Source organism: Trichocoleus sp. ST-U2, assembly GCF_039961875.1.
GTDB lineage: Bacteria > Cyanobacteriota > Cyanobacteriia > Cyanobacteriales > FACHB-T130 > FACHB-T130.
In genome coordinates this window covers 22,602-48,256 of sequence record NZ_JAMPJY010000003.1, presented here as the reverse complement: position 1 = coordinate 48,256, position 25,655 = coordinate 22,602, and the positions used below count along the sequence as shown (strand labels likewise).

The following is a 25,655-nucleotide window of genomic DNA, read 5'->3' as shown; positions in this document are numbered from 1 at the left end:
AACAAAAAGCTTTTTCTACCTAGCTCTTCTACCACTACTCCTACTCGATTAGTTCTATCTCAAGATTTAAAAGCATCTGTGGTGGAGCAGTATACCATTTTCTTTTTTGTTTGCAACATATAATATTTTTTAACTCCCTAATTTATCGGAGGGTTGGGGAGAGGGTTAATGTAGTGCTTCACAACCCAAATGGTATCATGCATAGCGATCGCCTGCTGCCTACCCCAGCTAGAGCTATTTATCCGAACTGTATTGAGTTCTATCTCAAATGGGTAATTTTGTAAGTTTTGAATGTAGAAGTATGAATGGACAAATGTGAAAAGTTTCATACTTCTACGTCATAGTGGAGGGATTATGACCAAACGAATACTGATTGTGGATGATGAGCCTCACATCCGAATCCTCATGGAGCAAACCCTTGAAGAGCTTGAAGATGAAGGTGTGGAATTACTGACAGCAGCCAATGGCGAGGAAGCGCTGGAGACGATTCAGGTAGAAAAACCCGAACTCGTCTTCCTGGATGTAATGATGCCTAAAATGAATGGATTTGAGGTTTGTAACGCTGTAAAAAATGAGCTAAAAATACCTAATATTTACATTATCATGTTGACGGCAAAGGGTCAGGAGTTTGATAGGCAAAAGGGCAATGATGTGGGTGCCAACTTGTATATGACCAAACCTTTCGACCCGGATGAAGTTGTTGAAAAATCTAGAGAAATTCTAGGTTTATAAAGAAAAAGGGTAGAGGGGAAAAGGTAAGAATAATACCATTTTAGATTTTGGATTTCAGATTTTGAATAACCCAAGTCTTGTCAGCAGCCACTTCCAACAATTTATTTGTGGCAACCTTCAGATGAAATGGTATAAGAAGAACGCCCTTTCTATCAAGCCTTCTTACCTCTACCCTTAGTTTATAGCTCTACTCGAAAAAGAATTAAAAGGGGAAGAATTTTACATAGACGCGATCGCATCTTGCCGTCTCTACACCTGTTGCTGGTTCATACCCACTACTTTCATACAATTTGACTGCTTCTTTGAGAACGCTAGCGGTTTCAATCCAAATTTCCTGAAAACCACGAGAAGCGATCGCATTTTCGAGTTGTTCTAACAAATACTTACCCAGTCCTTGTCCTCTCACAGCTGGCAATAGATACATTTTGCGTAATTCTACCGCTCTGTCCCCGCGCTTGGCTGGATAATACGCGCCAGTCCCTACCACTTGTCCTTGTTTTTCAATTACCCAAAACTCACCCCCAGGATCTTGATAAAATTTTTCTACCTCTAGAACATCCCTATCTGCCTCCTCTGGTTGCCAAGGCAAGCCATACTCGGTTAACACCGAATGGATGACATTAGCCGCAAAAGTGCGATCGCGCTTTTCCCAGCCACGAATCACAAAATCCCGATATTGAGCTTTCATCTGCTTCTTGCCTTCAGCTGTGAATTCTCGGTTCTGGATGCAGCGTTTCCAGCAACTGACTCTCAACGACGGCTAATTCCTCCAGCCGTTGGTTGACAACAGCACGCTCAAAGTAAGTATCGGCAAGCACCCAATAAACACCATAGTGACGTGCCTCAGATGCCGTCAAGCTGCCATAAAATTGGGCTAACTCTGGATCGGGTAAGTGGGTGGCGAGTAATCCCAACCGTTCGTGACTTCGAGCCTCAATCAACCCAGAAACTAGCAAAGAATCCAATAACCGATCCGGCTCCTTAGCGCGGATTTGCGCCTTCATCCCGGCACCGTAGGGAGGCGCAGAGAGGGCAGCTAGGGGGATGCCACGACGTTCCAGCCACTGGTTAACTAGCTCAAAGTGTTCCAGTTCTTCGCAGGCGATCCTGGTAAGCTGCCGCACTAACTGAGTATAAGAAGGGTAGCGAAACATCAAATTCAAAGCAACTCCCGCTGCTTTCCGTTCGCAGTGGGAATGATCGAGCAGAATAGTATCCACGTTAGCGATCGCCTGATTTACCCAAGCGATACTACTAGCTTGTTTCAGGGCAATAATAACTGGCAGCGTAGCAGAAGACACAGTAGAAGACACAGGAGGCAAGGAACTTTAAGGGAAAAAATCCTGACATTTAACGATAGCGAGAGAATTTTTCTATTGATTGTCTCGCTCTGTTTCACCCAACACTCGACCGCCTTCAGAGAGATTCCCGATCCCAGAAGGTTCTACTCAAGCTAGGCGAGATATGATTAATAATGTAGTCTACCATACTTACAATTTGATACATCCCACCACTTAGAAGAGAATTTAGAACTTAAAAGTCAGCTTTAAAAATATACCTTTGACTTTTAACTTCCCATTTCTAGTTGGTTTTCCCAGTGCTTTTTTGGTGTTCCCTATTCAGGCTGTGCATCCGCTCCGTGAAACTCTTAATACAAGGACATTCCTTTTTTGACATTCTCCTACTTGATTGACTTACTAATCAACCCAGTTTTAGCGTGGTTATCAGTTTTAACGGGCTATAAGTTGCATCTAGCTGTAACGGAGCAGACGCAACAAACATATTACCAATGGTTTATTGGTAAGACATGGAATTTGATGATACTGGGTCGCGTTTGAAAGTCACTCCCCCACCCGCGCTATAACCTGGGCGACATGACTAGGGATGTCCATGAGTGTATAAGTTTTGATCGACAGTGATTCAGTGTCTTACTTTGAGGCGCTATCTAAGGTTGTGAGTAATCGGATTGAGGATGAGCAAAATGACCCCCCGTCGCATTGTGATTGGTGATGTACATGGCCACTACGAAGGCCTGATGACCTTATTGGAAGCGATCGCTCCTTCCTCAAATGACTCGGTTTATTTTTTGGGGGATTTAATCGATCGAGGGCCTCACAGCGCTCAGGTTGTTAAATTTGTTAAGCAAAATTCCTACCATTGTTTGTTGGGCAACCACGAGCAAATGTTATTAGACGTGTTGGGCGATGGACAAATTTACGGCCCAGCGCTGCAAGGATGGCTCTACAGTGGCGGTCATGCAACCGTGAACAGTTATGGGGAAGCGGGTATTCCAACAGAGGATATCGAGTGGATGCGATCGCTACCCACATATTTAGACTTAGGCGATGTCTGGTTGGTTCATGCAGGCGTCCATCCGCAAATTCCCTTCGAGAAGCAAACCGCTGAGGAATTTTGCTGGATTCGCGAAGAATTTCACAGCATTCCCCAGCCGTACTTCCCAGATAAACTGATCGTTACAGGTCACACCATCACTTTTACCCTGCCTGGAGTAGCACCAGGGAAACTTGCCCAAGGCAACGGCTGGCTTGACATCGATACGGGTGCCTATCACCAGAAAAGTGGCTGGTTGACAGGCTTGGATCTCACGAACAACTTGGTTTATCAAGTCAATGTGGCGCGGCGTCGCGTTCGTAAACTACCCCTGAAAGAAGCAGTGACGCAAATCGATCCATCCCAGGTAAGTCGGATGCGCCGCCAAATGCTCAAACCTTAAGTCAGGGCGCGAATTTTCGCTTTATAAGCCTGCTTATCCAACCCATCACCGACGTTGGCATCTTCCGGGTCAATGGCACGTTCCAAAGCCTTAATCCTATCCGAGGTTGCCGGATGGGTACTTAAGAAAGTAGGCACCGAATTTGCCCTGAGCAGCTTTTCCATGAAAGCCACCATTCCAGAGGGAGCATAGCCTGCCCTAATCATGGTTTGCAGTCCCTTTTGATCCGCCTCGAATTCATCTTGCCGACTGTTCGGACGCCGTAGAGCCAAATCCACGCCAATTTGAACGGCTAGGTTACGATCCAACCCCGCTGCTGCCGCTACGCCGCGAGCTAGCGCACTTTTTCGCATCTGCTCAATTGCATGACGACCGGCAATATGACCGATTTCGTGACTCATGACACTCGCTAGCTGAGCTTCATTATCTGCTGCTGTGAGCAAGCCAGTGTTGACGTAGACAAAGCCTCCCATTGTCGCAAAGGCATTGAGACCCTTATCGTTAACGACTTGAAACGTATAAGGAATATCAGGGCGATCGCTCTTCGCCACCAACCGCTGACCAATCTCTTCAACGTAGCGAACAATTTGGGGATTGCGATACAGCCGAATCTCCCGACTGACTAGCTGGTTATTAATTGCCCGACCAATTTGGACTTCCTGTTTATCAGAAATACTCGACAGCTGAATTACCTGGACGCCGCGCAAAATCAAGTCAAACAACGAGATTGCTTGCCCAGACTGAGGCAAACCGACACAAATAAACAGCGCCACCACAGATGAGAGGAACGGATAGAACCAGCGGCGGGAGGAACGACGGGAAAAAAATGACAAGGGGTTCAACTTCATAGCGAATACGAGTAATAATCAAATCGACAGTTGCGATCGGCGACCAGTCTTGACAATTTCAACACTCCCTACCCTGAAAGCAGGCGAGGCAACACCACATTTTTTAAGTCACAATTTCGGGTTCTTGTTCTTCTTCTAGGCATCAGCCCAGCGAAAGAGAATCTATAAGAATGCGATCGCTCCGCGTAAATGTGACAACAACTTTCATTAGTCTGAAACAAACAGACGTGATTTGAGAATTCTAAGTTGCAGCTTCAACCACAATCGAGAGATTTTGCGATCGCTCAAGCCTGGGCAAAGCCTCAAACTAAGATCGCTCCCCCGTACAATACTGATTCGGTACTCCTGAAAATTTAGCCATTTTTCATCACCAGATTCGGTGAATGTCCTGATGAACTGGAGGGCAAGTTTACCGAAAATTTAAATAGAATCCTGTGCCCCGATAACCAGATGCAAGCTCAAAGCCTCTCCCTAACGATCGCTCAATTAGTCGAGCAATTATTAACTACGCGCAGAATTACTCGCCATGACCAACAACGGCTGATGGCGGCGCTGTTATCGAAGACGGCTCTCAGCTCCGAAGAGCAGATCCAAGTCAACCGAGTATTTGACAGCCTGAAACAAGGCTACATCCGTGTCGTAGACTAAGTTAGGCAGTCTTTTCAGGAAGGCTTTACAACCAGCCATCTGCCAGCACTCTCTAGGCGACACTCATGGTACTCTGACAAAAGACTGCCGGATTAAGTATCATCTACCTTGTGATTTGTAGAGTTAGAGGTTACTGAATCTCCCCAGTTTTTTAGCTAGAGCCAGGACAATTCTGCATGAAGATTTTGGATTCTCAAGGTCGCTTATTCGGCAAGGTGAGCATCTTAGATGTGGGTGCTGCCTTAGTGATTCTCTCAGTTATTGTAGGAATCTTCTTTTTTCCCGGCACTTCCGGTTCGGTTGCCCAAGTCGGCGTTACCACAAAACCCGTAGAAATGGATTTGATTGTCCGGGGTTTAAATGTGCGAGATCCCCAGGCTTTAATCGACCAGTTCCAGAAGGACAAAAAAACGAATATTATTATCCGCAATCAACCCGCCGGACAGATGGAGATTAAATCCATCAAGATCCTGCCCCGAAGCGTGACCGTCCCGCAACCGGATGGTTCTGTCAAAGCGCTCCCCGATCCTAGACCTGATTCTTTCAGTACCGATATGCTGATGACTTTCGGTACTAAAGCCCAAATCACAAAAGATGGGCCGGTTGTCGGCGGTACCAAACTCAAAATTGGCATTCCAGTAGAACTAGACGGCTCAGGTTATAACTTCAATTCCACAGTCATTGATATCCGGTTCCCAGACTAATCTTGCGGTAGAGAAACCCACTATTTTCTAAAATAATGGGTTTCTTTGACATTTCTAGTCCAGCAAGTCTAAAAATCGCCGGATGAAGCCGATTGTCACCGCAGGCAGTTCCAGTTGGGGCGTCAATCCCACATCATCAAGCGCCTGAAAAACCCGGACAGCTTGCGGATTTAAAGCTGCCAGCCGCCTGCCAACTTCCGGACCCGTAAACTCGGACTTTTCCCCCCACATTATGGCAGTAGGCACGTTTAGCTGAGTTATGTAAAGGGATAGATCGAAGCATAAATCTCCCCGAACAAAAGAGAGCGCTGCATATTCCGCATTGGGTTGTTGGGCAGATTGCAAATAAGCGTCTACGATTTCCTGATATACGCGACGGCTACGAGCAAATTGTCGCTGTTCTAGGAAACTACGGATGCCACCCTCCGTAGCAACGCCCGTGCTATAGAGCAAGCGATCCAGAATGGGCGTAGCAACGAGTTGGGCAAAAAAGCTACGGGTGTAATTTTCCCCAAAGTCAGACAGACCCGCCGGTGTGGTGAGAATCAGGGACTTAAAGAGATCGGGGCGAGCGATCGCAGCTCTAATTGTAAAAGCAGCCGTGAGAGAAGATGCCACGACGGGTACTGGCTCGTTACAAGTCTGCTCGATGAACTCAATAATTGTGTTGATGTAGTCATCTATCTGGTAATTGCGTGCGGGGTGGTCAGACCGACCCCAACCAATTAGGTCGGGTGCAATCACTCGATAATCGGTTGCAAAAGCTGGATAGACTTTCGACCATTCGTAGGCGGATGACCCACCACCAAAGCCATGTAGGAAAACCAACGTGGGCAGATTCTCTGACATGGCTGCATCCGCCGAGCGCCAAGGTGCCCCCTTGGGGGTGTAGTACACCACTCTTCCCAAGGAAGTGACAATCGATTGCATCTCAAAGCCGGGTGGCTGAATCATGAATAAACCTCATTGTTATCGCCACGAGCGCTCATTGTCGCGAATTGTTGAGTGTTAGAACGTCTGACTACTGGTTGATTCCTAACACCCAGTTTCAATCGGCGGTGCTCAGTTGAGCTGGTGACTGATACTATTTTAGATTTTTGCTTTAGACTTTGAACGATGAAACGCTTGCATATAGGTGGTTTCAGAATTTCTCATCGGGTAGCGTCAGACCAAACGATCTAGCAGCAAATGCGCCCAGCCTAACTGGAGCAACGATCCTGTAATTTATCCGCAATTTAAAGGAACGATAAAACAACCGTCTTGAAATTAAAGATTTTGCAAATAGTTATCCCTAAAGGCAGATGTAAATTAAGGTAAAAATACATCAGCCGGTTGATAAGACTTTCCGCTATGCCAATCCAGCCGCTGGTTTTTTTCCGCCAAATTAGAAAAAATCAGAGATAATCCAAACGGTAGGGGGTGAAACCCCTCACCGGGTTTTTGCGTATTTAAGTAACAGGGTGTGTGCGATCGCGATGGCAATCGGTCATCAGCCAATGTTGATGACTGGAACATTTCTTCTAAAACTTCCCTCACAAGAAATTAAAAATGCGGAATTTTTTGCCTGAGGGAAGAAGCATTACTCGGAATCAGATCGTAAAAGACGCCCCATACGTCAAGGAGGCTGAATGAACAGAGGGGGGATTAGTAGCTTCAGGTCGTCACTCCCAAGTGATAGCTCCGTCAAGTCTGGAGATATCTGCGTCGGAGTAATAAACGGCGATCCAGTTCTTGAAAAAGTACATTCACAGAATGTTATGGCAAAGCAATGCAGTCTTCCGTGGGATGAAATCAGCGACTTTAACGCATCCGCATCCGCACCAACAATTGAGTCGAACGATGCGTCCACCGTTGTCGCTTCTCCTAGCGAGGAGCCGGCTAGCGCTGACTCCGGCTTCCCCTTAAATAAGGGAACCTGCGTTCGCCTCAACATGGAAGACTTGAAATGCTTTGACGTGGTGGAGCGCCAGTTTCAGCAATGGGGTCTCACGTTTAGAAATGCGATCGCTCTCCATCCCTCCAACCCCGCTTTCCCCCCTCGATCTGGCACCACCGTCCTCATGGGTGCCCCTAAAAACGGCTTGATAGAAATTTCCTTTGAGTTTCCGGTTCGCTTTGTCAGCGGCTTTGTCACCAGTTCTCAGCGAACAATTTTATCTGCCTACGACCAGCAAAACCAACTCCTGGGGCGCTCGGAGTTGACAGAACCAAATCTAGCCGGAACGGATTCCAATATTCCTCCGAACACTCAGCTGAGCGTCGCAGTACCAAATATCTATCGGATCACCTTCTACGCTTTTGATGGCTGTCTGACCGTCGATGACTTGAGCTTTGGTTTGTGAGCGGTTATCGGTCATTGGTTCGTAGTCCTTGGTCAACTTGCTAAAACGAAGGACGAATGACTACGGGCTACGAGCTTAGGACTAAAAGGTATTACGATAGTTAACTCGTTAGGTATAATCTATCTGACTTAAGCAGGAAACTTTCGTGGCACAGGCGTCGTCTTGGCGACAACAACTCGTAAACCAGATCCAATTGGCTCTGTCGCAGAAACAATTAAAAATGCCAGTCCTCAAGCTGTTTCCCCGGCACCCAGGTCAGGGATCGGGCAGCTGGCTGGTGGTGAGCGCCGTTGTGGTGGTGATGCTGTTCTGGAACTGGAAGCTCCTACTGGCTACCGGCGCTGGTGTGTTGGTAATGTTGCTGGTTTACCTGATGCAGGAGTGGGACTGGCAAGTACACTGGTCGAGCCTGCAACGGTTTTTTAGTGGTTCCAACCGGCAATTAACGCTTGCCGTTGGCAGTGGCGGCATTGCCAGCCTCAGCACCTATATGGCAGTTTCCATCTGGGTAGACTCTGACAGTCCCTGGATTGCTGCTGGTGCAATTCTTCAAGGTCTGGGCACTCTGGCAACCCTAATCCTCTTGGTCTGGCAAATTATTAGCCGTCAACTGAATCGGGATGAAGCTAACCTGAACCATTGGTTAACGGAGCTGACGCAGGTAGACCCCCTGAAGCGTCTGATTGCGGTTCGCCGACTTTGTGCCTTAGTCACAGAGGCTCGGTTAGAGCGGGAGCATCGACGTAGTGTTGCCGAATACTTTCGGCTGATGCTGAATCAAGAACCGGAAGCGGCGATCCGAGATGCGGTTCTCGATGGTCTGCAAGCATTGGAGAGTAACCAGCCGTTAATTAAGGGTAGTCAACCGTTAAAGACGCCTGTTGTTTTGAAACGCTCTGTGGCTAAAGTCCGCAGGAAGAATTAAGCAGGGGGGCAGAGGAGCCGAAAGACAGGGAAGCGATCGCCCCCGCTTAATTTTTGCTTTTTAATATCTCTTTTAATTCTCAAACTTGGGTTCCGCTTTCTCCACAGAGGAATCATTGACGCCTAGCGTCAGCTCTAAAGGCGTTTGGGAAGGATATGCCTTGACAACCTCTCGATAGACATCGTAATTCGTCGGCAAGGTAACACTCTGCCCGTTGCTGCGATAAGTAATTTGGTAATTCACATCTCGCAAAATCTCTGGCTGGCTTGCCTTTTCGGCAGGTTGCAGTCGCTGTTCAATTTCATCAAGCGTGGGTCGTGGTGGCAGTGCAGACCACCAAAGTTCCCGTTCGTCGGGGCCAATTACCGCGCCTTCTGGCTTCTCCCCATTGCGGTTGAGTAAGGAAGTAGAGCCAAAAGTTTCGATTCGCTCTTGATTGCGACCCGGATTAGTCGAGTAACCGACTTTCCAAGTTAAAGTTGTCCGGGCGGTTGCTTCATACTGGTTAGTGGTTACGGTGCTGCACCCAGAGAGAGCAAATAAAAGAGAAGCTCCCGCCAGTATGGCAAAACATGGGCTTTGTTGTTTAAATTGACCTTTGAGACTCACCGTCTGTTGACACCCATTAGAAAAACGACATCAAAGAGCAAATGCAGCTAGCTCCGCTATTTCCTATTGTGTACCGAATTCTTCAGCCTGCCTTTCCCCGTTGTCTGTGGTCGGGTACTGGAAATTCACGAGCGATCGCTCTCACGTTTGATGATGGTCCCCATCCCCAATACACTCCCGAACTCTTGAAAGTGCTAGACCACTACGGCATACCCGCCAGTTTTTTTTGGCTGGGTGTTTGCGTTAACCGCGCACCAGCGACTGCGAAAGAAGTCTACCGGCGGGGTCACTGGCTTGGGCTACATGGGTACGATCATCGCGCTTTTCCCAAGCTGAGTCCATCTGACCTCAAACAAAGTATGGAACAGACACAGCAGGCGATCCAACACGCCTGTCAACTCGATCCACGATTTATTCGTGACGTTCGACCCCCCAATGGTTTGTTTACACCCCAGACCTTAGATTTATTGCAGCAGTGGAACTATCGACCTGTCATGTGGAGCGTGGTGCCGGAAGACTGGGTACAGCCTGGGGTTAGCGTCGTCGTACAGCGAGTTTTGCGGCAAGTCCAAAATGGTTCGGTCATTGTTTTGCATGATGGCTATTATGGAGGTCAAGATGTGGCTGAAACGACCGCCCAGTTAGTGCCTAAACTATTGCAGCAAGGATATCAATTTGTTACCATCGATGCGCTGTGGCAGCAAAGTCAGTTGACCTCTTTAACCTAAATACGAAATATATTGATGTTTTCTCTGTCACATTTTGGCTCTTGTTGATTAGAATGACGGAATAGAATTCAGCCATTTGTCGCAACCCATCGCCCATCAAGCGTCAGTAGGATAGAGTTGCATTTAAGCAAAATGCGAAATCAAGCAATATTTTCTCTAGTTTTGCCTAAACGTTCATTACTGCTTAGTGCTACTCTCCCCAAACCTTTGACGCTTAACTATAGGCTATTTATAGAAAGACAGCGCTCAACTGGCTGGAGGCATCACCAAATCAACCAGCGAGTGTTGCTGGTAAATCCTGTACAAGCTAGTTGAAGGAGATGAGATCGGAGTGGGTGTATCAATTCCAATCGGATTATCCATTGGGAAAAGCCGCCTTGACATTAACTTCATATTTGAAGGTTTAAATAAACCAAAAGCGTGCAAGTTTTGTGAGAAAGGCTACAATCGGAAAGGTTTTGAACACTACCAGCATTAACACCTATTTCAACGCGGTTATCGAACGCTGGCGTTGCACGCAAGCGCATTCTCTCTTTTCTCTCATTGAGCCAGTCAGCAAGCGTTGAAAGCTGGCAAGGTAAACGACTGGCTAACTTGTTTTGTAGATTAACTAACACCATCTTCTGGTCTTTAACTGAAGGAGCATGAGGAATTCGGCATGACCCAGGCCAACGACGTACTCGAAATCATCACTCCGCCTGAGAGCGAGTTGGATCTCTTAATTGATGAAGACGCGGATCAAGACGACTTTGTAGACGTAACGCCCGATGAAGACGAAGGTAAGCCTGGTAAGGTCAGTAGATCCCGTCGTCGGGTGCAAACGAAAAAGAAACACTACACTGAGGATTCGATTCGTCTCTATTTACAAGAAATTGGTCGGATTCGTCTCTTAAGAGCCGATGAAGAAATTGAACTCGCACGCAAGATAGCCGACTTACTAGAATTAGAGCGTTTGCGCGAGCAACTGATCGAAAATCTGGAGCGGGAACCGCAGGATATAGAGTGGGCTGAGGGAGTGCTGAAATCTGAGCGAGTCTGGGAACAACTCGCTACTCAGCTAGGGCGAGAACCCCAACAAGAAGAGTGGTCTAAAGAGGTGAAGAAGCGCCTACCAGCGTTCCGACATCGCCTCTATGTAGGTCGCCGCGCTAAAGACAAAATGGTGCAGTCAAACCTGCGTTTGGTGGTTTCGATTGCCAAAAAATATATGAATCGCGGCTTATCCTTCCAAGACTTGATTCAGGAAGGCAGTCTAGGCTTGATTCGAGCCGCTGAAAAATTTGACCACGAAAAAGGTTACAAATTCTCCACGTATGCGACGTGGTGGATTCGTCAGGCAATTACGAGAGCGATCGCGGATCAATCTCGCACCATTCGACTACCTGTTCACCTGTACGAAACCATTTCTCGGATCAAAAAAACTACCAAGCTTCTATCCCAAGAAATGGGTCGCAAACCCACTGAAGAAGAAATCGCTACTCGCATGGAAATGACCATCGAGAAACTGCGATTCATTGCTAAATCAGCTCAGTTACCCATTTCTCTAGAAACTCCCATCGGTAAAGAAGAAGACTCCCGTCTGGGTGACTTCATCGAAGCAGATGGTGAAACCCCCGAAGATCAAGTTTCTAAAAACCTCCTCCGGGAAGATCTAGAAAGCGTCCTCGACACCCTCAGCCCCCGCGAACGGGATGTGCTGCGTCTGCGCTACGGTTTGGATGATGGACGCATGAAAACTCTTGAAGAAATCGGTCAAATCTTCAACGTTACCCGCGAACGGATTCGTCAAATTGAAGCGAAAGCTCTCCGCAAGTTGCGGCATCCCAATCGCAACAGTATTCTCAAAGAATACATTCGCTAGACAATCCTTTTTAGCGAGATAAATAATAGTAGGGGCGGGTTTCTTTACCTGCCCCTACTATTATTTGGGAAACAAAAAACTGGGAGTTCCTAGATAAACTCCCAGTGAGCTTTTGAAATTGACCAAATTTATAAAACTGAAATATATTACATCAAACCCCAGAAGTGAAGAACGCCTTGACCCGTGGTGAGTTCAATCATCATGGCAATGAAAAAGCCGATCGTGGCAAAACGCCCATTCCAATTTTCAGCTTGGGGCGTAAAGCCAATCTTGGTTGCATCGTTGCGGTCTTGAGTTTGCATAGTCTTAACTCCATAAAATAAACTTTTGTTACCATCTGTACAAGAATGTAACTAAAGAATTGTGAACGCGCAGCAATCTGCTTCGCGAGGCAGATGAATTTTAGCTTTGGTGCGAAAATAAAAAGCACTTGGGCTGGATTTCTGACACTCTCTTCGTTTTGCCGGGGACGACCCCCAGCACCCCTCTCTTTAGGAGAATGATATGTTGCTAAACGCCTCACAACCGCTAAGCGATCGCCTAGACGATTACTACCACCAGATCAAGGCTGTCATTCTCAACCGTCAAAATCCGATTACGGGTCTGTTGCCCGCCAGTACTGCAATTAACGCCCACGGCGACTACACCGATGCCTGGGTACGCGACAACGTTTACAGCATTCTCGCCGTTTGGGGATTGGCGCTAGCTTACCGCAAAGTCGATGAAGACAAAGGGCGCACCTACGAGCTAGAACAAAGCGTCGTCAAGCTGATGCGGGGGCTGTTGTTCTGTATGATGCGACAAAGCCACAAAGTCGAGGGTTTCAAACAAAGCCAATCCCTCCTAGACTGCCTGCACGCCAAGTACAACACCAGCACGGGTGATGTCGTAGTCGGCGATGACGCTTGGGGACACTTGCAGTTAGATGCCACCTCGCTATTTCTGCTGATGCTGGCTCAGATGACGGCATCGGGGTTACATATCATCTACGCCATTGACGAAGTCAACTTTGTCCAAAATCTGGTCTATTACATTGGCAGAACTTACAGAACCCCCGATTATGGCATTTGGGAGCGGGGAAATAAGATAAACCGGGGGAATCCAGAACTAAATGCCAGTTCGGTCGGGATGGCAAAAGCCGCTTTAGAAGCAATAAGCGGACTGGATTTATTCGGAGTGCGCGGTTCTCAGGCTTCTGTAATTCATGTGCTGCCGGATGAAATTGCTCGCGCTCGTATGACCCTGAAATCCCTGTTACCAAGGGAATCTAGCTCCAAAGAAGTGGATGCGGCTAGCTTGAGCGTCATTAGTTTCCCAGCCTTTGCGGTGGAAAATATGGAGCTGATGGAACGCACCCGGCAGAAAATCATCGACAAATTGGAGGGACGCTACGGGTGCAAACGCTTTTTGCGAGATGGACACCAAACTGTTTTGGAAGATACCAGCCGCTTGCACTACGAACCTTGGGAATTGCAGCAATTTGAGCATATTGAGTGCGAATGGCCTTTATTTTTCACCTACCTGGTTCTGGATGGCTTGTTTCGAGGAGACATGGAACAAGTTAAGGACTATCAAGAGTGCCTGGAGTTTCTGCTGATTGAGCAGGACGGTTTGCGGCTGCTACCGGAGCTTTATTATGTCCCGGCGGAAAAGATTGAGGCGGAGAGACAGAACCCCCACACCCAACCGCGCCTGCCGAATGAAAATATCCCCTTGGTGTGGGCGCAAAGCTTGTACCTGCTAGGAGAAATGCTGAGTGAAAAGTTAATCGCGGTGGGAGATATTGACCCGCTGGGACGGCACCTGAGTGTGGGTCGGGAAGGAAACCCGATGGTACAAATTGCGCTGCTGGCAGAAGATGAAAAGTTACAGGCTGAATTAGCAGTCCACGGCATTGCAACGCAGACGCCGCAACAACTGGAGCCGATTCAGGTGCGTCAAGCAACAGAACTTTCGGCGGTTTATACCCAAATTGGGCGGAACGATAAGCTGGGACTCACGGGCAGACCCGTGCGCCGGTTGCGGACTTTAACAACATCGAGGATTTTTCGTATTCGTAGCGAGACGATTGTCTTCTTACCGTCATTTTTGGATCAACAGCAGTTTTACCTGACCCTTGACTACCATTTCTTAGTTGCTGAAATTCAGAGCGAACTTGCTTATATTCAGCGCAATTGGTTTGAGCTAGGGCGTCCTACCATGACGTTGTTGCTGACCCACGCAATGCTGGAAACCGGCTCAGAGGCGCTTCTGGAACTGATGCAGGAGCTAAAAGATGGTTTATGCAATGGGGTTCGAGTGAAATTGGGGCGGCTGAATCAGCTGATGCTGACATCTGGGACACAACGAATTGATTTTCTACACGACTTTGAGTTTACCCAATCGCCGGTTCAAGATGCGGCGACACGACGGTACTACCTGACCAGCCATCCTGATAAAAATTGGCCGCTGGGTAATACTCAAGAATTTATGCTGGAGTGCGAAACCAATTTGGGGTTATTGCTCTCTAGCCTGCGGGAGTCGGAAAACATCTACGAACAAATCGAGTTGTTGCATACCTTAGTGCGGTTGCAGGGATTGGATTTTGATACCGGCTTTGGAGGGCCGGAACAGCGAGTGACAGTGGCGGATTTGCTGGATGAAGTTTACACCAAGGCAGGCACCAGCGAAGCGTCCCCCCACTGGACGGTGGTACGTCATGCCGCTGGGTTACTGAATAAAGTTGATATTGGCTTATCGGATGCGGTGACGGATATCCTGGTGCGGGGCAAGCAGATTACGGTGGGCAAGGCGTATACTGAGGCGTCGCTGATGGCACGCCCGATGTCTTATACAGAAATTATGGACAAGATCCGCGAGTTCTGTGGGGAGGATATTCGCGATCGCGTCTTCACTCAAGAAATCCTAATTTATCTCGGACTCCTGATCAAGGGGGAACCTCAGCTATTTGATGGTTTGCTGACGCTGCGGGTGGGATATTTGATCCTGCTGCTGACTAGCGAATTGGCGCACGAGTTGTGCCTGACTCAGGATGAAGCTTACGAACACTTGATGCAGTTAAGTCCTTTTGAAGTGAGAATGCGGCTGCGCCAAGTATTGGCTGGGTATGAGGGGATGAATCAAGTGCTGCGTCAGCAAGAATCTTTACACGTTAAACAGCAGGAACAGGAGATTGAGTGGGTGGTGCCGGTGGAACCCGATGAGGAAGAGGCACCCACTGCTGGGGGTTGGTTGCGACAGCGACAACTAGATGGGGCACTCAATCGAGTACCGAAAGATTTTTATCCCAGCGTTTGGAGATTGCTGAAACACTGCAAAGGTGTAGTAATTGGGGATAAGCTAGAGCGTCGCAATCGTTTGGATAGCCATTTGATTTTGTCAGAAATGACGCCAGGGGAAAAGAATTTTGCCCTGCGAATCGAGCATTTACTCAATAAAATACAGGCACCGGAATACCGAAAGGTAAATATTGAGGCATTAATGGAATTGGCAGCGATCGCTCAAGCGAATCCAGAGTTACAAGTAGAAGAATATATTGTGCTAGATGTGCTAATTGGTCATGCCGTACGCTTGGCTTGGTTGGACAAATTTCCAGAACGAGCAGATCGCTATGACGAGTACAAAGCCGCCGCATGGCGTGCTTTTTACGACACTTCTCCCAGAGATTGTGCGAGTTCTATTGTCAAGGCGTTCCGCTTCCTGACTCAATTTGGGCAACGCAGTGCTGCTTAAAGTTGCTTAGATTGAATATTTGAAACGCAAAGGTACGCTAAGGAAAACGCAAAGGTACGCGAAGTTAGATTGATTTCTCTCCGTATCTTTGTGTAAAAAGTAGATATTAGCGTTGAAGTTATATGCTTAATTTTTTCGCTAATTTAATATCATCGAAGTTGGGAAAGGCAGGCGCTTAAGAGGATAGCGATTATAGTAAAGTTTTACCCCTAGCTACGCTTACCGACTAGCAACGTTTGGGTGAGTTGCCAGAATAGCATTGGCAAAAGATTGAGTTAATTTATGTTTCAAGCTACTCGTCGGCGATTAGCTATTTGGTACACGGCTGTTACAGCGGTACTGCTACTGCTATTTGCTACTGGGGTTTATTTGTATGTCCGCAACACGCTGATTGAGCGCGTGGATGACACGCTCAATCATGTAGTGGAAGTGGTGCAGCGATCGCTCGTGATTGAAACCGCCCCGAATGGCAGTTCATCCGTCAACGTCGAAGCAAGTTTTCGCAACGATGCAGAAGCCGCTGAAGACGACCACATCGACCTAGAGTGGTTTAGCCCCACAGGTGAATTACTCTGGTCAACTCTCTCCGAACCTTTAGATATTCCCATTCATCTCAACCGCACTGGTGAAACCGTGCCGGTCGTTCGGGCTTCCTGGCAAGGGATATTAGACTCGGAATTTTGGTCTTCGACCAGGGAGGCAACGAAGGACTCCAAGCTGCTTTTGCGACAGGTGACGCAACGAGTGCAAATGGGGCGTCAGGTACTAGGATATCTGCGGGTCAGCCATCCTTGGTTTGAGGTTGCCAAACCGACTCGCTTGTTGATGGTTGATTTGATTTTTGGCACCGGACTAATGTTGATTTCTGTGGCGACTAGCGGCTGGTGGCTTTCCGGTTTGGCGATGGAACCCGTGAGAGAGTCCTACCAACGGCTTAAACAATTCACCGCTGACGCCTCCCACGAACTGCGGAACCCGATTGCCATGATTCAAACGAATGTGCAGGTGGCGCTGGACGATCCCGACCTGATAGCGGCATCTGGGGCGGCACCTATCCATTACCGACAACAGCTGAAGGTTGTAGAACGGCTAACCAGGCGTTTAGGGCGTTTGGTGGACGATCTGCTATTTCTGGCGCGGCAGGATAGTGGCATGAAACAACGCACTTGGGTTCAAGTTCACCTTGATGCCTTGTTGATGGAGGTGATTGAAGAACAACAGCTAGTCGCTGCGGAGAAAGGTGTCAAGCTATCTCTCGATTTTGGATTGCCAATTTTAAATATGGGAATGATTGAGCAAGAAAATCTCCCCTCCCAAATCCCAAATCCCAAATTTGAAGAGGATGCCTTTGCGATTGAGGGAGATTGGGATCAACTGGCGCGTCTCTTCACAAATCTGGTTAGTAACGCCCTGCAATACACTCCAGCAGGGGGTAAAGTTGATGTGACATTGCAATGGGTCGATACCATGAATCGCCTCGCCACGAAACGCCACGGGATGCCCCATCTGCAAGTCGGAGTCAGCGACACTGGCATCGGCATTCCAGAGTCGGCACTGCCCCACATTTTCGACCGATTCTATCGAGTCGATCCAGCTAGAACTCATATCGCAGGAAATACAACGGTAACGGGATCTGGATTAGGGTTAGCGATCGCGCAGGCAATTGTTGAAACTCACCAAGGTCATATCCAGATTGAAAGTATTCTCCATCAAGGTACAACCGTTACCGTCACTTTACCGGCAGCCACAGAAGAATATTAGCCAGGACAAATTCATTCATCTTTCATCCCCTTCCTCATCCTTCCGAAGACTCTACTTTAGAAATGCTTCCCCTGGCAGATGCAGGGATCAAGCTTGACCTACTAATTTCTTGAATAGCGGCTAAGGCAATTTAGCCAAATTTAGACCCAAAAGTGGTTTTAAAACTCTCTTTGAGTTTCAATTGCTCTACTCGTTATATACGAGTCCTTTCTTATGGAAAGTTTAGGGCAAAGCGCCGCGTTTACTAAATCCGACATTCAAAATATAAGGAGATTCTGATGACAATACCCTTAAGAGAAGATGTTGCTTACATTTTACTCAAAAAAATTCACGAAGGTGACAGCGAACCGGGTAAGCATGAAGTAGCCTTCACGGCGGCAGACTTCGCTGGTAGACAAGTCACAGAAACCGACCTGATGGGGCACTTAGATTATTTAAATCAAAAGCAGTATATCGATGCTGAATTTACTGGCAATGCTTACGCTAATCAGGAAGATACCACGGATGTCGTTAATCCGAAAGAGTTCGACTTCCGCATTGCCAATTCCTACGATCCCTCTGATGGTTTAGCACCTCATCTAATTAAATTTAAAAGTGCCAGACTGACCGAAAAAGGGCAACGCCTGTTGGAAAAAATGGAGGAAAACCCGCCAGCAGCCCTTAAGGAAGGTCCTGTGGTTCCCATTGCCACAAAAGATATGCCCTTCCTAGAGAAAGTGATGTTCAGGGGCGAACTGGAAGATATCTTTGATGCTAGAGATATTAGTGAGGTTGTGTTCCGTACCATGCGGGATATGATGACGAATGAAGCCGCCGATCGGGTGACTTCTGAACTGCATGAACCAGTAGAACCGACAGAAGATAAGGCGCTGCAAAACGAAATTGCTGACTTGTGGCAGGATACCAATCCAATTGTCCATTTCCTTAGCCGGATTCGTCCTCCCCTGATCATTAAGGCTGATACTTTTCTATTCCGGATTCGCCAAGAAGCAGGTTTGCCGCAAGGGGTAGAACCGGAAATGGCAATTAAGGCTGTGTTCTCGGCGACAAAAGATGAATTGTCCGAAGAACGGATTCAGGAAATTGCTGGCTTCTTACCCGACAAAATTAGAGAACTCTGGGAGCAAGCCTAACTTTTTGAAAAAGGCAAAAGTAAAAAGAGCAAATTCTTTACTTTCGCCTTTAACTGACTAGAATTTAAATCTTTTTTTGCTGCCCGACGAGTACCAAATTGCTGAAGTCGGGCAGTATAAATGCTTTTAAAAAACTGAATTAAAGGAGAATCAATCATGATTCACAAACATCAGCCAATCAAAAAAACACTAGCGTTAGCAGGCGCGATTTGTGGGAGTTTGCTCTTTGGCTTACCAGCGCTGGCTCAGATGAACTCGGCTCCAGGGGAGATCGACCAACCGCGCGATACTCGCGATCGCCTGATGCAACCACCGGCAAGTGGCGAGCAGATGATGCAACCACCGGCAAGTGGTGAGCAGATGATGCAATCACCCGCGAGTGGTGATCGCATCATGCAAAATAACTCCACTCCTAACAATGTCAACCAATTGCAGAATAACGCTCAGGGTGCTTCGCCGCTAAATCCTTGTCCTAGCATTTTCTACGAATCTAGATACATTCAAGCGGGCATTCGTCCTCCCGCAGGTTGCCCAGCCGCTCCGCCACTCCAGCCAGGTTCTGCGACTGAGACAACATCCCCAGCGCCGCCAAGACCGGGCGCTGAGACGGCACCGCCGACACAACCGGGTGCTGTGATTCAAGCACCAGCCCCGGAACAGCTACAATCTCCCGCTTCTAACGTGATGCCCATGAATGGGATGGTGAATGTCAGGCTGATCAACCAAACCGGCGATCCCATTACTTACCAGGTGCTGGGCGATACCAATCAGCGAAGACTACCGGGTAGAGATAATATTACGCTCCAAGGCTTGAAAACCCCTGTAAATCTGACCTTTCAACGTCCGAATGGGGCACTGTTGAGAGTCGTTCCCCAAACATCAGGCGAACAAGGAATGTTAGAGGTGGTTTTGGAAGAAACAACGGATCTCAGTGTTGACAAAAATGCCATGACTATCCAGGAAAACGGGAATGTCTTGCTGAACTAACCGTTTTAATATTTCCATAATTAGAAATGTAGGGATGCAAAGCTTTGCATCCCTACATTTCTCTTTTGATTCAAACGCTTTATCTAATCCGAATTTGAGCCAAATTGTTGAGCAAAAGTGCTTCTTCCTGCTCATCCCCAAGGGTACGCGCCAAAACGATCGCTCGTTGGTAGAAGGTCCGCGCCGTTACTGGGTTGCCACTGACCTGATAAAGTTGGGCAAATAACCTGAGCGATTCTAGTTCTTGCCGCAAATTTTGCGATTCCTGAGCCAAGGTTAAGCGGCGATCGAGCAGTTCAAAACCCTCCTGATACTGCCTAAGCTTGCTGTAGACGACCAGCAGACCATCAATCGCTCGATATTGAGTTGAGCGATCGCGTATTTGCCGACCCAATCTCAGTGCCCCACGGTATGAAATCTGAGCATCCCGATATTGATTGAGTGCCAGATAAGCATCTCCCAAATTATTCACTGTATTCGCCTCGCCCAGCGGGTCTTTCCCCCGACGCCGAAAAATCAAGGCTTCTTCGTAACGTTTAATCGCTTGCAAATAATCGCCGCTATTTGCCGCCGCCAATCCTAGATTACTTAGCGACAGTCCTTCCCCGGCTTGGCTGTTGATGCTTTGGGCAATTGCCAGTGCTTCAGAAAAGCTTGCTGAAGCCGCCTGCACGGCACCTCGTTGCAGCAAAACGGTGCCGACGTTATTTAAGCCATAAATCTGCCCCTGGAAGTCTGGTTCGTCGCGGGCAACCGCCAACCGGCGTCGCAGGGCATCTTCCGCCTCAAAGTAGCGTCCCAAGCGGGCGTAAGTAAGACCTAAATAATCGTATGTCTGACCGATTGCCCGCCGATCGCCTATTTGTTGGTAAATATCCAGTGCTTGTATCCAGTAGGGAATTGCTTTTGCCAGGTTCCCTCTCTGTTCCTCCTGTGCGCCCAATCGCAGCAGTCGGTCAGCATCTTCCCTCGCATATCCTTGGGTGCCATTGTTCAAGGGGATACTGAGTTGTTGGTCAATACTAACGGCTTTGGCACTGCTCGGCAAGTAAAAAGTAAACAGTAAAAAGATAAAAGAAACAGAAAAGAATCTCAATTTATTAGCATTGTTCTCTTTTATTTTTTGTGCCCTATTTTTGCCTAGTTTGGCGAATGCTGCAAACAACCACCCTCGCTCCTCATAACTCATAGCTAATCGCTCCACTTGCCTCTTGCTTCTCACCTTTTTGTTGCTTAGCTGCTCCTACCAGATAAATTGTGCGAATATCCTCTGGTAAAGAAGCTTCTAACAGTTGATACCCTTCTTGGAGCTTGACTTGAACCTGTGCGGGAGAAATTGTTTCTCCCTCTGCCTGGAGATAAGCGGCAATCCGCGTATGACTCCAGTTAAAGGTCTGCGCCATCAGCACCATCAATCGCAGCATCGGCGGGAATCGCTCCAACGCTTGTTCGACATAACACCACAGGGGCGGGGAAGCCGCTTGTAGGTTGTAATGAATTGACTCCACGGGCGGCAATTCTGCCTGGTTGATACATACAGCAGTAATGTTGATCAGCCAGTTCTGGAACGTTAGCATCCCAGTCCCGCTAACATCGCGCAAATCCAGTCCGCCTAGCTCAAAGTAGATGTGCCGCCAGGTGAGGGCGAAGAGGTAGTCTGCTTGTACAGGCGATCGCGCCAAGTGCTGAATTAGGGTATAAACAATCGGACTATAGCGACTGAAAAGCGCTACGAAGAAGCGCCCCTGCTCCGGATGGCGCTGAAACAAAGTCAGTAATTCCTGATCGCTGTAATGAAACAGCGATTTGACAATCGGATGATTGCTTTCAGGGAAATGAGGAATTTGCACGATTTTGAATCACTTACTGGAGTCATTCTATCCAGGAACGATCCCTAATATATCTAGTGTTTTCAGGAATAGAAATGATACTTGTATTTTTAGCCGGTGGGAAGAGTGCCAATCGCCCTTTATTTTTTTAGCTGATGCGATCGCTTCAGTGCGATGGATTGAATAGCGATCGCGCTCAACAAACTCGCATCCTTCTGATTATCTTTCTCATTTTGTAAAGGCAAGATACCCGACTTCATAGAGAAATCGGGTATCTGAAATCGTAGCGATCGCTTTGTCTCAGTATCGAGCTGGATGACTTGCAGCGTCAGTTTTATTAACTTCGGCAGACTTACAGAGTATTTTAGAGACTCGTTTAAGCTTGATAGAATTAAATAGCGCTCTTGACTGCTTTACAGTCAAAGTGTTATGTGCAACCGTAAGTTTAGTTTTCAATAGAGTTCTTCAAGCCTTGTAGGTTCATGGTTCTAGCAGCAATTGATACGATTTCTCTTCTGCCTCAGCTCGTTCATTTAGGTGCTTTTTTCCCTGAATTACCTCTAGATGGTCTCTTGTCTACTCAAGGCATCATGGTGATGCTCTTGGCAGCCTACGCTGGTGCTATGTGGATGTTTCTCACCAGCGCCCCAAAAGTCCATACCGTCATGGTGTCCGATTTAGACACAGCGCGACAGTTTTATGAAGGCTTGTTAGATTTGCCAGTCGCAGAAGTGCCGCTGCACTACTACTACAACTACGAGCAAACGTTGGGAGCTACTGCCATCGATCCGCTTTATCTCTCACCCACGTTGGGAGGAAGCACTGCTACCCAAAAGCTGAATGGTACGGAAGGTTTATGGTATCAGCTCAAGAAGAACACCCAACTGCACGTAATTTCTGGAGCCAGTTTGGGGAAGAAAAACCAGCAGCGCCACGTTTGTTTTGACCACGATTGCCTAGAGATGGTGCTGATGCGGGTGCAAATGCGGGGCGTCAAGCACAAAATTCGCCGCGACAAACCATTGAATTTTTTGGTAAAAGATTTGGACGGTCGCGTGATTGAAATGGCAGAAGTGTCGAATTAGCAAGATTGACCTTTTCTTAACCCCTCTCTATTTCTCCCTAACCCTCCCTTTGTAGGGAAGGGTTAGGGAGAAATGTTGGTTATTGGGAGGGAAAAGGAAGAAATTTTTAGGTTGTTGGGTTCTTTTTAATTCTCCCCTTCCTTAGTCGGGAAGGGGCAGAGCTTAGGTTGATTCTGGGGTGGCGTCGGATTTTTCGGGTTTGAGGAGGGGGAAAGCGATCGCATCCCGAATGCTGGCACAATCCGTTAGCAGCATCACTAAGCGGTCAATCCCAATCCCTAAACCACCCGTCGGCGGCATTCCATACTCCAGCGCTGTCAGGAAATCTTCATCAACGCCTTGCGCTTCCAAATCTCCCGCCGCCTTTCGCGCCGCTTGCGCTTCCAGTCGTTGCCGCTGATCGATAGGATCGGTTAATTCTGAGAAACTATTTGCCGTCTCCCGTCCCACAATAAATAGCTCAAATCGCTCTACCAATCCTGGTTTCGAGCGGTGCGGCTTAGCCAGGGGAGAAATTTCCACCGGATAATCCAGCACAAACGTCGGCTGAATCAGATTCGGTTCGCATTTTTGCTCAAAGGCTTCGTTAAGAATTTTCCCAATCGATTCGCATTCTTGTGCGCCTCCGATACCTGCCTGACTTGCTGCTGCGATCGCAGCTTCCAGCGTAGGGAAAGCAGTAAAATCTAAGCCAGTTTGCTCCTTCACTAAGTCGTGCATGGTAACGCGACGCCAAGGCGGTGTTAAATTAATCGGCTCGCCTTGATAAGTAATTTCCAACGTCCCCAGCACCTCTTGCGCCACAGTGGTAATAATTCCCTCCGTCAGCGCCATCATGTCCTGATAGTCGGCGTAGGCTTGATAAACCTCAATCGTGGTGAATTCGGGATTGTGGCGAGTAGAAATCCCCTCATTCCGGAAAATCCGCCCCAATTCGAACACCTTCTCAAATCCACCCACAATCAGCCGTTTCAGATGAAGTTCTGTGGCAATCCGCAGATACAACTCCATATCCAGCGTGTTGTGATAGGTGACGAAGGGACGCGCATCCGCACCACCAGCTTCTCCCTGTAACACTGGCGTTTCAATCTCAATAAAACCGAGTTTATCCAAATAGCGGCGAATTCCGGCGGTAATCAGAGCGCGGCGTCGGAAAGTTTCTCGCACTTCCGGATTGACAATCAAATCCACGTAACGCTGACGGTAGCGCTTGGCGACATCCGTCAATCCATGCCACTTATCCGGTAAAGGCAGCAGCGACTTGGTGAGAATCGCGTACTGCTTGACGTAAACCGATAGCTCACCCTTTTCCGTGCGTTTAACTGTCCCCTTGGCTCCCAGAATGTCCCCGGCATCCGTTAGATCCTTTAGGTGTTTAAAGGCATCCGGGACATCCGCCATTCCTTCATCGATTCTTTTCTTCTCCAGATACAGCTGAATCGAGCCAGTTTCGTCTTGCAAGGTAAAGAAGGCAAGTTTGCCGAAGACGCGACGCGCCATAATGCGTCCAGCAATGGCGACTTCTACTTCAACTTCTTCACCGCTTGGCAAATCTGCGTATTTTTCCTGCAACTGCGCCGCATGGTGGCTGGATTCCCACTGGTAAGCGTAGGGATTCATTCCCAGTTGCTTTAGCTGTTCGACTTTCTCTAACCGCGTGGCGCGGATATCATCTGAGGACATGGTAAGGAACTTTTAGGGGCAGTCTTTGATTGTAAATGCTCTTTTGTCAGTATGTTAACTATTGTGTCTGGTTTTGCGTTGGAGGATGGAGGGGCGCGATCGCATTTTCCCCACATCACAAAAATTGTGAGTTAATCGTTGCGGCTGCGCCAACAGCATCGCTATTTGTTGTAGATGTGGAAGCAAGTAGATTCGCTGTCTGAGTTGCATTCAGACAGATGCTTGGTAAGATTTTAATAGATTGGCAATCTGTCGGTTTGAGGCTGGAGCTGTCTAAAATTTAAAAAGCAGCTTCAGCCTCTTGATTGACACTTTGAAAGTTAATAGCAAGATGGTTAGACTTTTCCCAATCTCTAATTGGCTCAAAAGTGTTAATCTCAGCAGCAAAGTGAGCTAATTTAAAAAGTTACAGAATCAACTATCGATCAGCTGTTGGTAAATGAAAGGAACTCCCTCATATATTGAGTAACCAGTTGCGGTTTCTCTTGCTGAACCCAATGGCTAGAGTCGGGGATGTATTTAATCGTCAAGTCTTTGACATACGCTTCAGTTCCGTAAGTCAGTTCTTTACCAAGTGCAGTATCTTGCTCTCCCCAAATCATTAGGGTAGGAACTTGGAGAATACTCCAATCTTGACTGAGCATTCTCTGCTGAAAAAGATTGCGATAATAGTTCAGGCTGGCTGTCAGGGCACCGGGTTTTGCAGCAGCTTGTTTATAGGCATCCAGATCGGCTTTGGTGAAGGCATTCTTATTAACAGCCATACCCGTGATAGCCGTTTCAATGGATTGGTAATCGAAGGATTGTAAGAGAAATTCTGGTAGCCACGGTAGCTGAAAAAAGAAAATATAGGAACTGCGTAACAGTTGTTGAGGATTACGCATATTTTCGGCAAATTTGGCAGGGTGAGGCAGATTTAGCACAATCAACTTGTCTACCATCGTGGGATATGAGTAGGCAAAATTCCAAGCGATCGCGCCCCCCCAGTCATGACCCACCAGCACGCAGCTAGAGTATCCGAGTCCCTGAATTACCCCTTCAACATCTTTAATAAATTCATCCATCACATAAGCCGATTGGTCTGCTGGCTTATCGCTGTCGTTATAACCGCGCAAGTCGAGGGCGACGACTTTATAATCTTTGGCAAATTCGGGGATTAGATGCCGCCAGGAGTACCAAAATTCCGGGAACCCATGCAGCATCAGCATCAAAGGGCCTTCTCCCTGGGTGACGTAGTGCAGCTTAATTCCGTTGCTGGTGATATATTCGTGCTTCCAAGAACCCTCTAGCACAGACATAGATACCTCCTTTGCT

At 47.7% G+C, this 25,655-nt stretch carries 24 protein-coding genes; 13 read left to right on the top strand and 11 right to left on the bottom strand.

Annotated elements, in window-relative coordinates:
• Positions 1–354: 354 nt before the first annotated feature.
• Positions 355–732 carry a response regulator gene (locus tag NC996_RS02700; protein WP_190667747.1) on the top strand — a complete coding sequence of 126 codons (378 nt, stop codon included), beginning with the start codon at positions 355–357 and terminating at the stop codon, positions 730–732.
• Between the two features lie 202 nt (positions 733–934).
• Here NC996_RS02700 and NC996_RS02695 read toward each other — a convergent pair whose 3' ends face one another.
• On the bottom strand, positions 935–1,420 hold the full coding sequence (locus NC996_RS02695) for a GNAT family N-acetyltransferase (RefSeq protein ID WP_190667749.1): 486 nt from the start codon (positions 1,418–1,420) through the stop codon (positions 935–937).
• 13 nt (positions 1,421–1,433) lie between these two features.
• The gene (miaE, locus tag NC996_RS02690; protein WP_190681769.1) at positions 1,434–2,033 is read right to left on the bottom strand and encodes a tRNA isopentenyl-2-thiomethyl-A-37 hydroxylase MiaE; all 600 of its coding nucleotides are present in this window, start codon (positions 2,031–2,033) and stop codon (positions 1,434–1,436) included.
• A gap of 671 nt (positions 2,034–2,704) precedes the next feature.
• Here miaE and NC996_RS02685 point away from each other — a divergent pair.
• A complete protein-coding gene (locus NC996_RS02685) occupies positions 2,705–3,466 on the top strand; it encodes a metallophosphoesterase (RefSeq protein ID WP_190428811.1) in 762 nt (253 codons plus the stop codon).
• Here NC996_RS02685 and NC996_RS02680 read toward each other — a convergent pair.
• Positions 3,463–4,314, bottom strand: a complete 852-nt coding sequence (locus NC996_RS02680; RefSeq protein WP_190428812.1) for a M48 family metallopeptidase — start codon at positions 4,312–4,314, stop codon at positions 3,463–3,465. The genes NC996_RS02685 and NC996_RS02680 overlap by 4 nt on opposite strands.
• Before the next feature lie 450 nt (positions 4,315–4,764).
• On the opposite strand from NC996_RS02680, the gene NC996_RS02675 reads away from it, so the two are divergent.
• Together NC996_RS02675 and NC996_RS02670 are read left to right on the top strand one after the other, a co-directional pair.
• A complete protein-coding gene (locus tag NC996_RS02675) occupies positions 4,765–4,962 on the top strand; it encodes a hypothetical protein (protein ID WP_190413431.1) in 198 nt (65 codons plus the stop codon).
• Between the two features lie 176 nt (positions 4,963–5,138).
• Positions 5,139–5,666, top strand: coding sequence for a DUF4330 domain-containing protein (locus NC996_RS02670; RefSeq protein ID WP_190413433.1), 528 nt, complete (start codon positions 5,139–5,141; stop codon positions 5,664–5,666).
• Between the two features lie 54 nt (positions 5,667–5,720).
• On the opposite strand, the gene NC996_RS02665 is transcribed toward NC996_RS02670, so the two are convergent.
• The gene (locus tag NC996_RS02665; RefSeq protein WP_190681478.1) at positions 5,721–6,620 is read right to left on the bottom strand and encodes an alpha/beta hydrolase; all 900 of its coding nucleotides are present in this window, start codon (positions 6,618–6,620) and stop codon (positions 5,721–5,723) included.
• Between the two features lie 354 nt (positions 6,621–6,974).
• Complete coding sequence (locus NC996_RS02660; protein ID WP_190413438.1) at positions 6,975–7,181, bottom strand: hypothetical protein; 207 nt, start codon at positions 7,179–7,181, stop codon at positions 6,975–6,977.
• A gap of 242 nt (positions 7,182–7,423) precedes the next feature.
• On the opposite strand from NC996_RS02660, the gene NC996_RS02655 reads away from it, so the two are divergent.
• Together NC996_RS02655 and NC996_RS02650 are read left to right on the top strand one after the other, a co-directional pair.
• A complete protein-coding gene (locus tag NC996_RS02655) occupies positions 7,424–8,008 on the top strand; it encodes a hypothetical protein (protein WP_190681476.1) in 585 nt (194 codons plus the stop codon).
• Between the two features lie 145 nt (positions 8,009–8,153).
• On the top strand, positions 8,154–8,933 hold the full coding sequence (locus tag NC996_RS02650) for a hypothetical protein (protein ID WP_190673832.1): 780 nt from the start codon (positions 8,154–8,156) through the stop codon (positions 8,931–8,933).
• 72 nt (positions 8,934–9,005) lie between these two features.
• On the opposite strand, the gene NC996_RS02645 is transcribed toward NC996_RS02650, so the two are convergent.
• The gene (locus NC996_RS02645; protein WP_190413766.1) at positions 9,006–9,494 is read right to left on the bottom strand and encodes a hypothetical protein; all 489 of its coding nucleotides are present in this window, start codon (positions 9,492–9,494) and stop codon (positions 9,006–9,008) included.
• Between the two features lie 89 nt (positions 9,495–9,583).
• On the opposite strand from NC996_RS02645, the gene NC996_RS02640 reads away from it, so the two are divergent.
• Positions 9,584–10,270: a polysaccharide deacetylase family protein gene (locus NC996_RS02640; RefSeq protein ID WP_190681473.1), complete on the top strand. Its 687-nt coding sequence runs from the start codon at positions 9,584–9,586 to the stop codon at positions 10,268–10,270.
• Between the two features lie 658 nt (positions 10,271–10,928).
• Positions 10,929–12,131 (top strand): RNA polymerase sigma factor RpoD, encoded by a 1,203-nt coding sequence (rpoD, locus tag NC996_RS02635; protein ID WP_190413446.1) that lies wholly within the window; start codon positions 10,929–10,931, stop codon positions 12,129–12,131.
• Positions 12,132–12,277: 146 nt separating this feature from the next.
• Here the strand turns inward: rpoD and NC996_RS02630 are convergent, their stop codons facing one another.
• Complete coding sequence (locus NC996_RS02630) at positions 12,278–12,433, bottom strand: chlorophyll A-B binding protein (RefSeq protein ID WP_190435681.1); 156 nt, start codon at positions 12,431–12,433, stop codon at positions 12,278–12,280.
• 202 nt (positions 12,434–12,635) lie between these two features.
• Between NC996_RS02630 and NC996_RS02625 the strand changes: the two genes are divergently transcribed.
• The 4 genes from NC996_RS02625 (at position 12,636) to NC996_RS02610 (ending at position 19,744) form a co-directional block, all read left to right on the top strand.
• Positions 12,636–15,863: a glycoside hydrolase family 15 protein gene (locus tag NC996_RS02625; RefSeq protein ID WP_190681470.1), complete on the top strand. Its 3,228-nt coding sequence runs from the start codon at positions 12,636–12,638 to the stop codon at positions 15,861–15,863.
• Between the two features lie 282 nt (positions 15,864–16,145).
• Positions 16,146–17,624, top strand: coding sequence for a HAMP domain-containing sensor histidine kinase (locus NC996_RS02620; protein ID WP_190681467.1), 1,479 nt, complete (start codon positions 16,146–16,148; stop codon positions 17,622–17,624).
• Positions 17,625–17,902: 278 nt separating this feature from the next.
• Positions 17,903–18,757, top strand: a complete 855-nt coding sequence (locus NC996_RS02615) for a DUF2267 domain-containing protein (RefSeq protein WP_190413454.1) — start codon at positions 17,903–17,905, stop codon at positions 18,755–18,757.
• A 156-nt stretch (positions 18,758–18,913) separates the two neighbouring features.
• Positions 18,914–19,744, top strand: a complete 831-nt coding sequence (locus NC996_RS02610; protein WP_190435689.1) for a hypothetical protein — start codon at positions 18,914–18,916, stop codon at positions 19,742–19,744.
• A 79-nt stretch (positions 19,745–19,823) separates the two neighbouring features.
• Here the strand turns inward: NC996_RS02610 and NC996_RS02605 are convergent, their stop codons facing one another.
• Together NC996_RS02605 and NC996_RS02600 are read right to left on the bottom strand one after the other, a co-directional pair.
• Positions 19,824–20,933 carry a tetratricopeptide repeat protein gene (locus tag NC996_RS02605; RefSeq protein WP_190677094.1) on the bottom strand — a complete coding sequence of 370 codons (1,110 nt, stop codon included), beginning with the start codon at positions 20,931–20,933 and terminating at the stop codon, positions 19,824–19,826.
• Positions 20,923–21,594 carry a sigma-70 family RNA polymerase sigma factor gene (locus tag NC996_RS02600; protein WP_190413460.1) on the bottom strand — a complete coding sequence of 224 codons (672 nt, stop codon included), beginning with the start codon at positions 21,592–21,594 and terminating at the stop codon, positions 20,923–20,925. Before NC996_RS02600 ends, NC996_RS02605 begins: the two co-directional genes overlap by 11 nt.
• Positions 21,595–22,055: 461 nt before the next feature.
• Here NC996_RS02600 and NC996_RS02595 point away from each other — a divergent pair, with 461 nt between their 5' ends.
• A complete protein-coding gene (locus NC996_RS02595) occupies positions 22,056–22,658 on the top strand; it encodes a glyoxalase-like domain protein (RefSeq protein WP_190413462.1) in 603 nt (200 codons plus the stop codon).
• 162 nt (positions 22,659–22,820) lie between these two features.
• Here NC996_RS02595 and lysS read toward each other — a convergent pair whose 3' ends face one another.
• Positions 22,821–24,341 (bottom strand): lysine--tRNA ligase, encoded by a 1,521-nt coding sequence (gene lysS / locus NC996_RS02590; RefSeq protein WP_190681464.1) that lies wholly within the window; start codon positions 24,339–24,341, stop codon positions 22,821–22,823.
• A 425-nt stretch (positions 24,342–24,766) separates the two neighbouring features.
• Positions 24,767–25,639 carry an alpha/beta hydrolase gene (locus NC996_RS02585; RefSeq protein WP_190681460.1) on the bottom strand — a complete coding sequence of 291 codons (873 nt, stop codon included), beginning with the start codon at positions 25,637–25,639 and terminating at the stop codon, positions 24,767–24,769.
• Between the last annotated feature and the right edge of the window lie 16 nt (positions 25,640–25,655).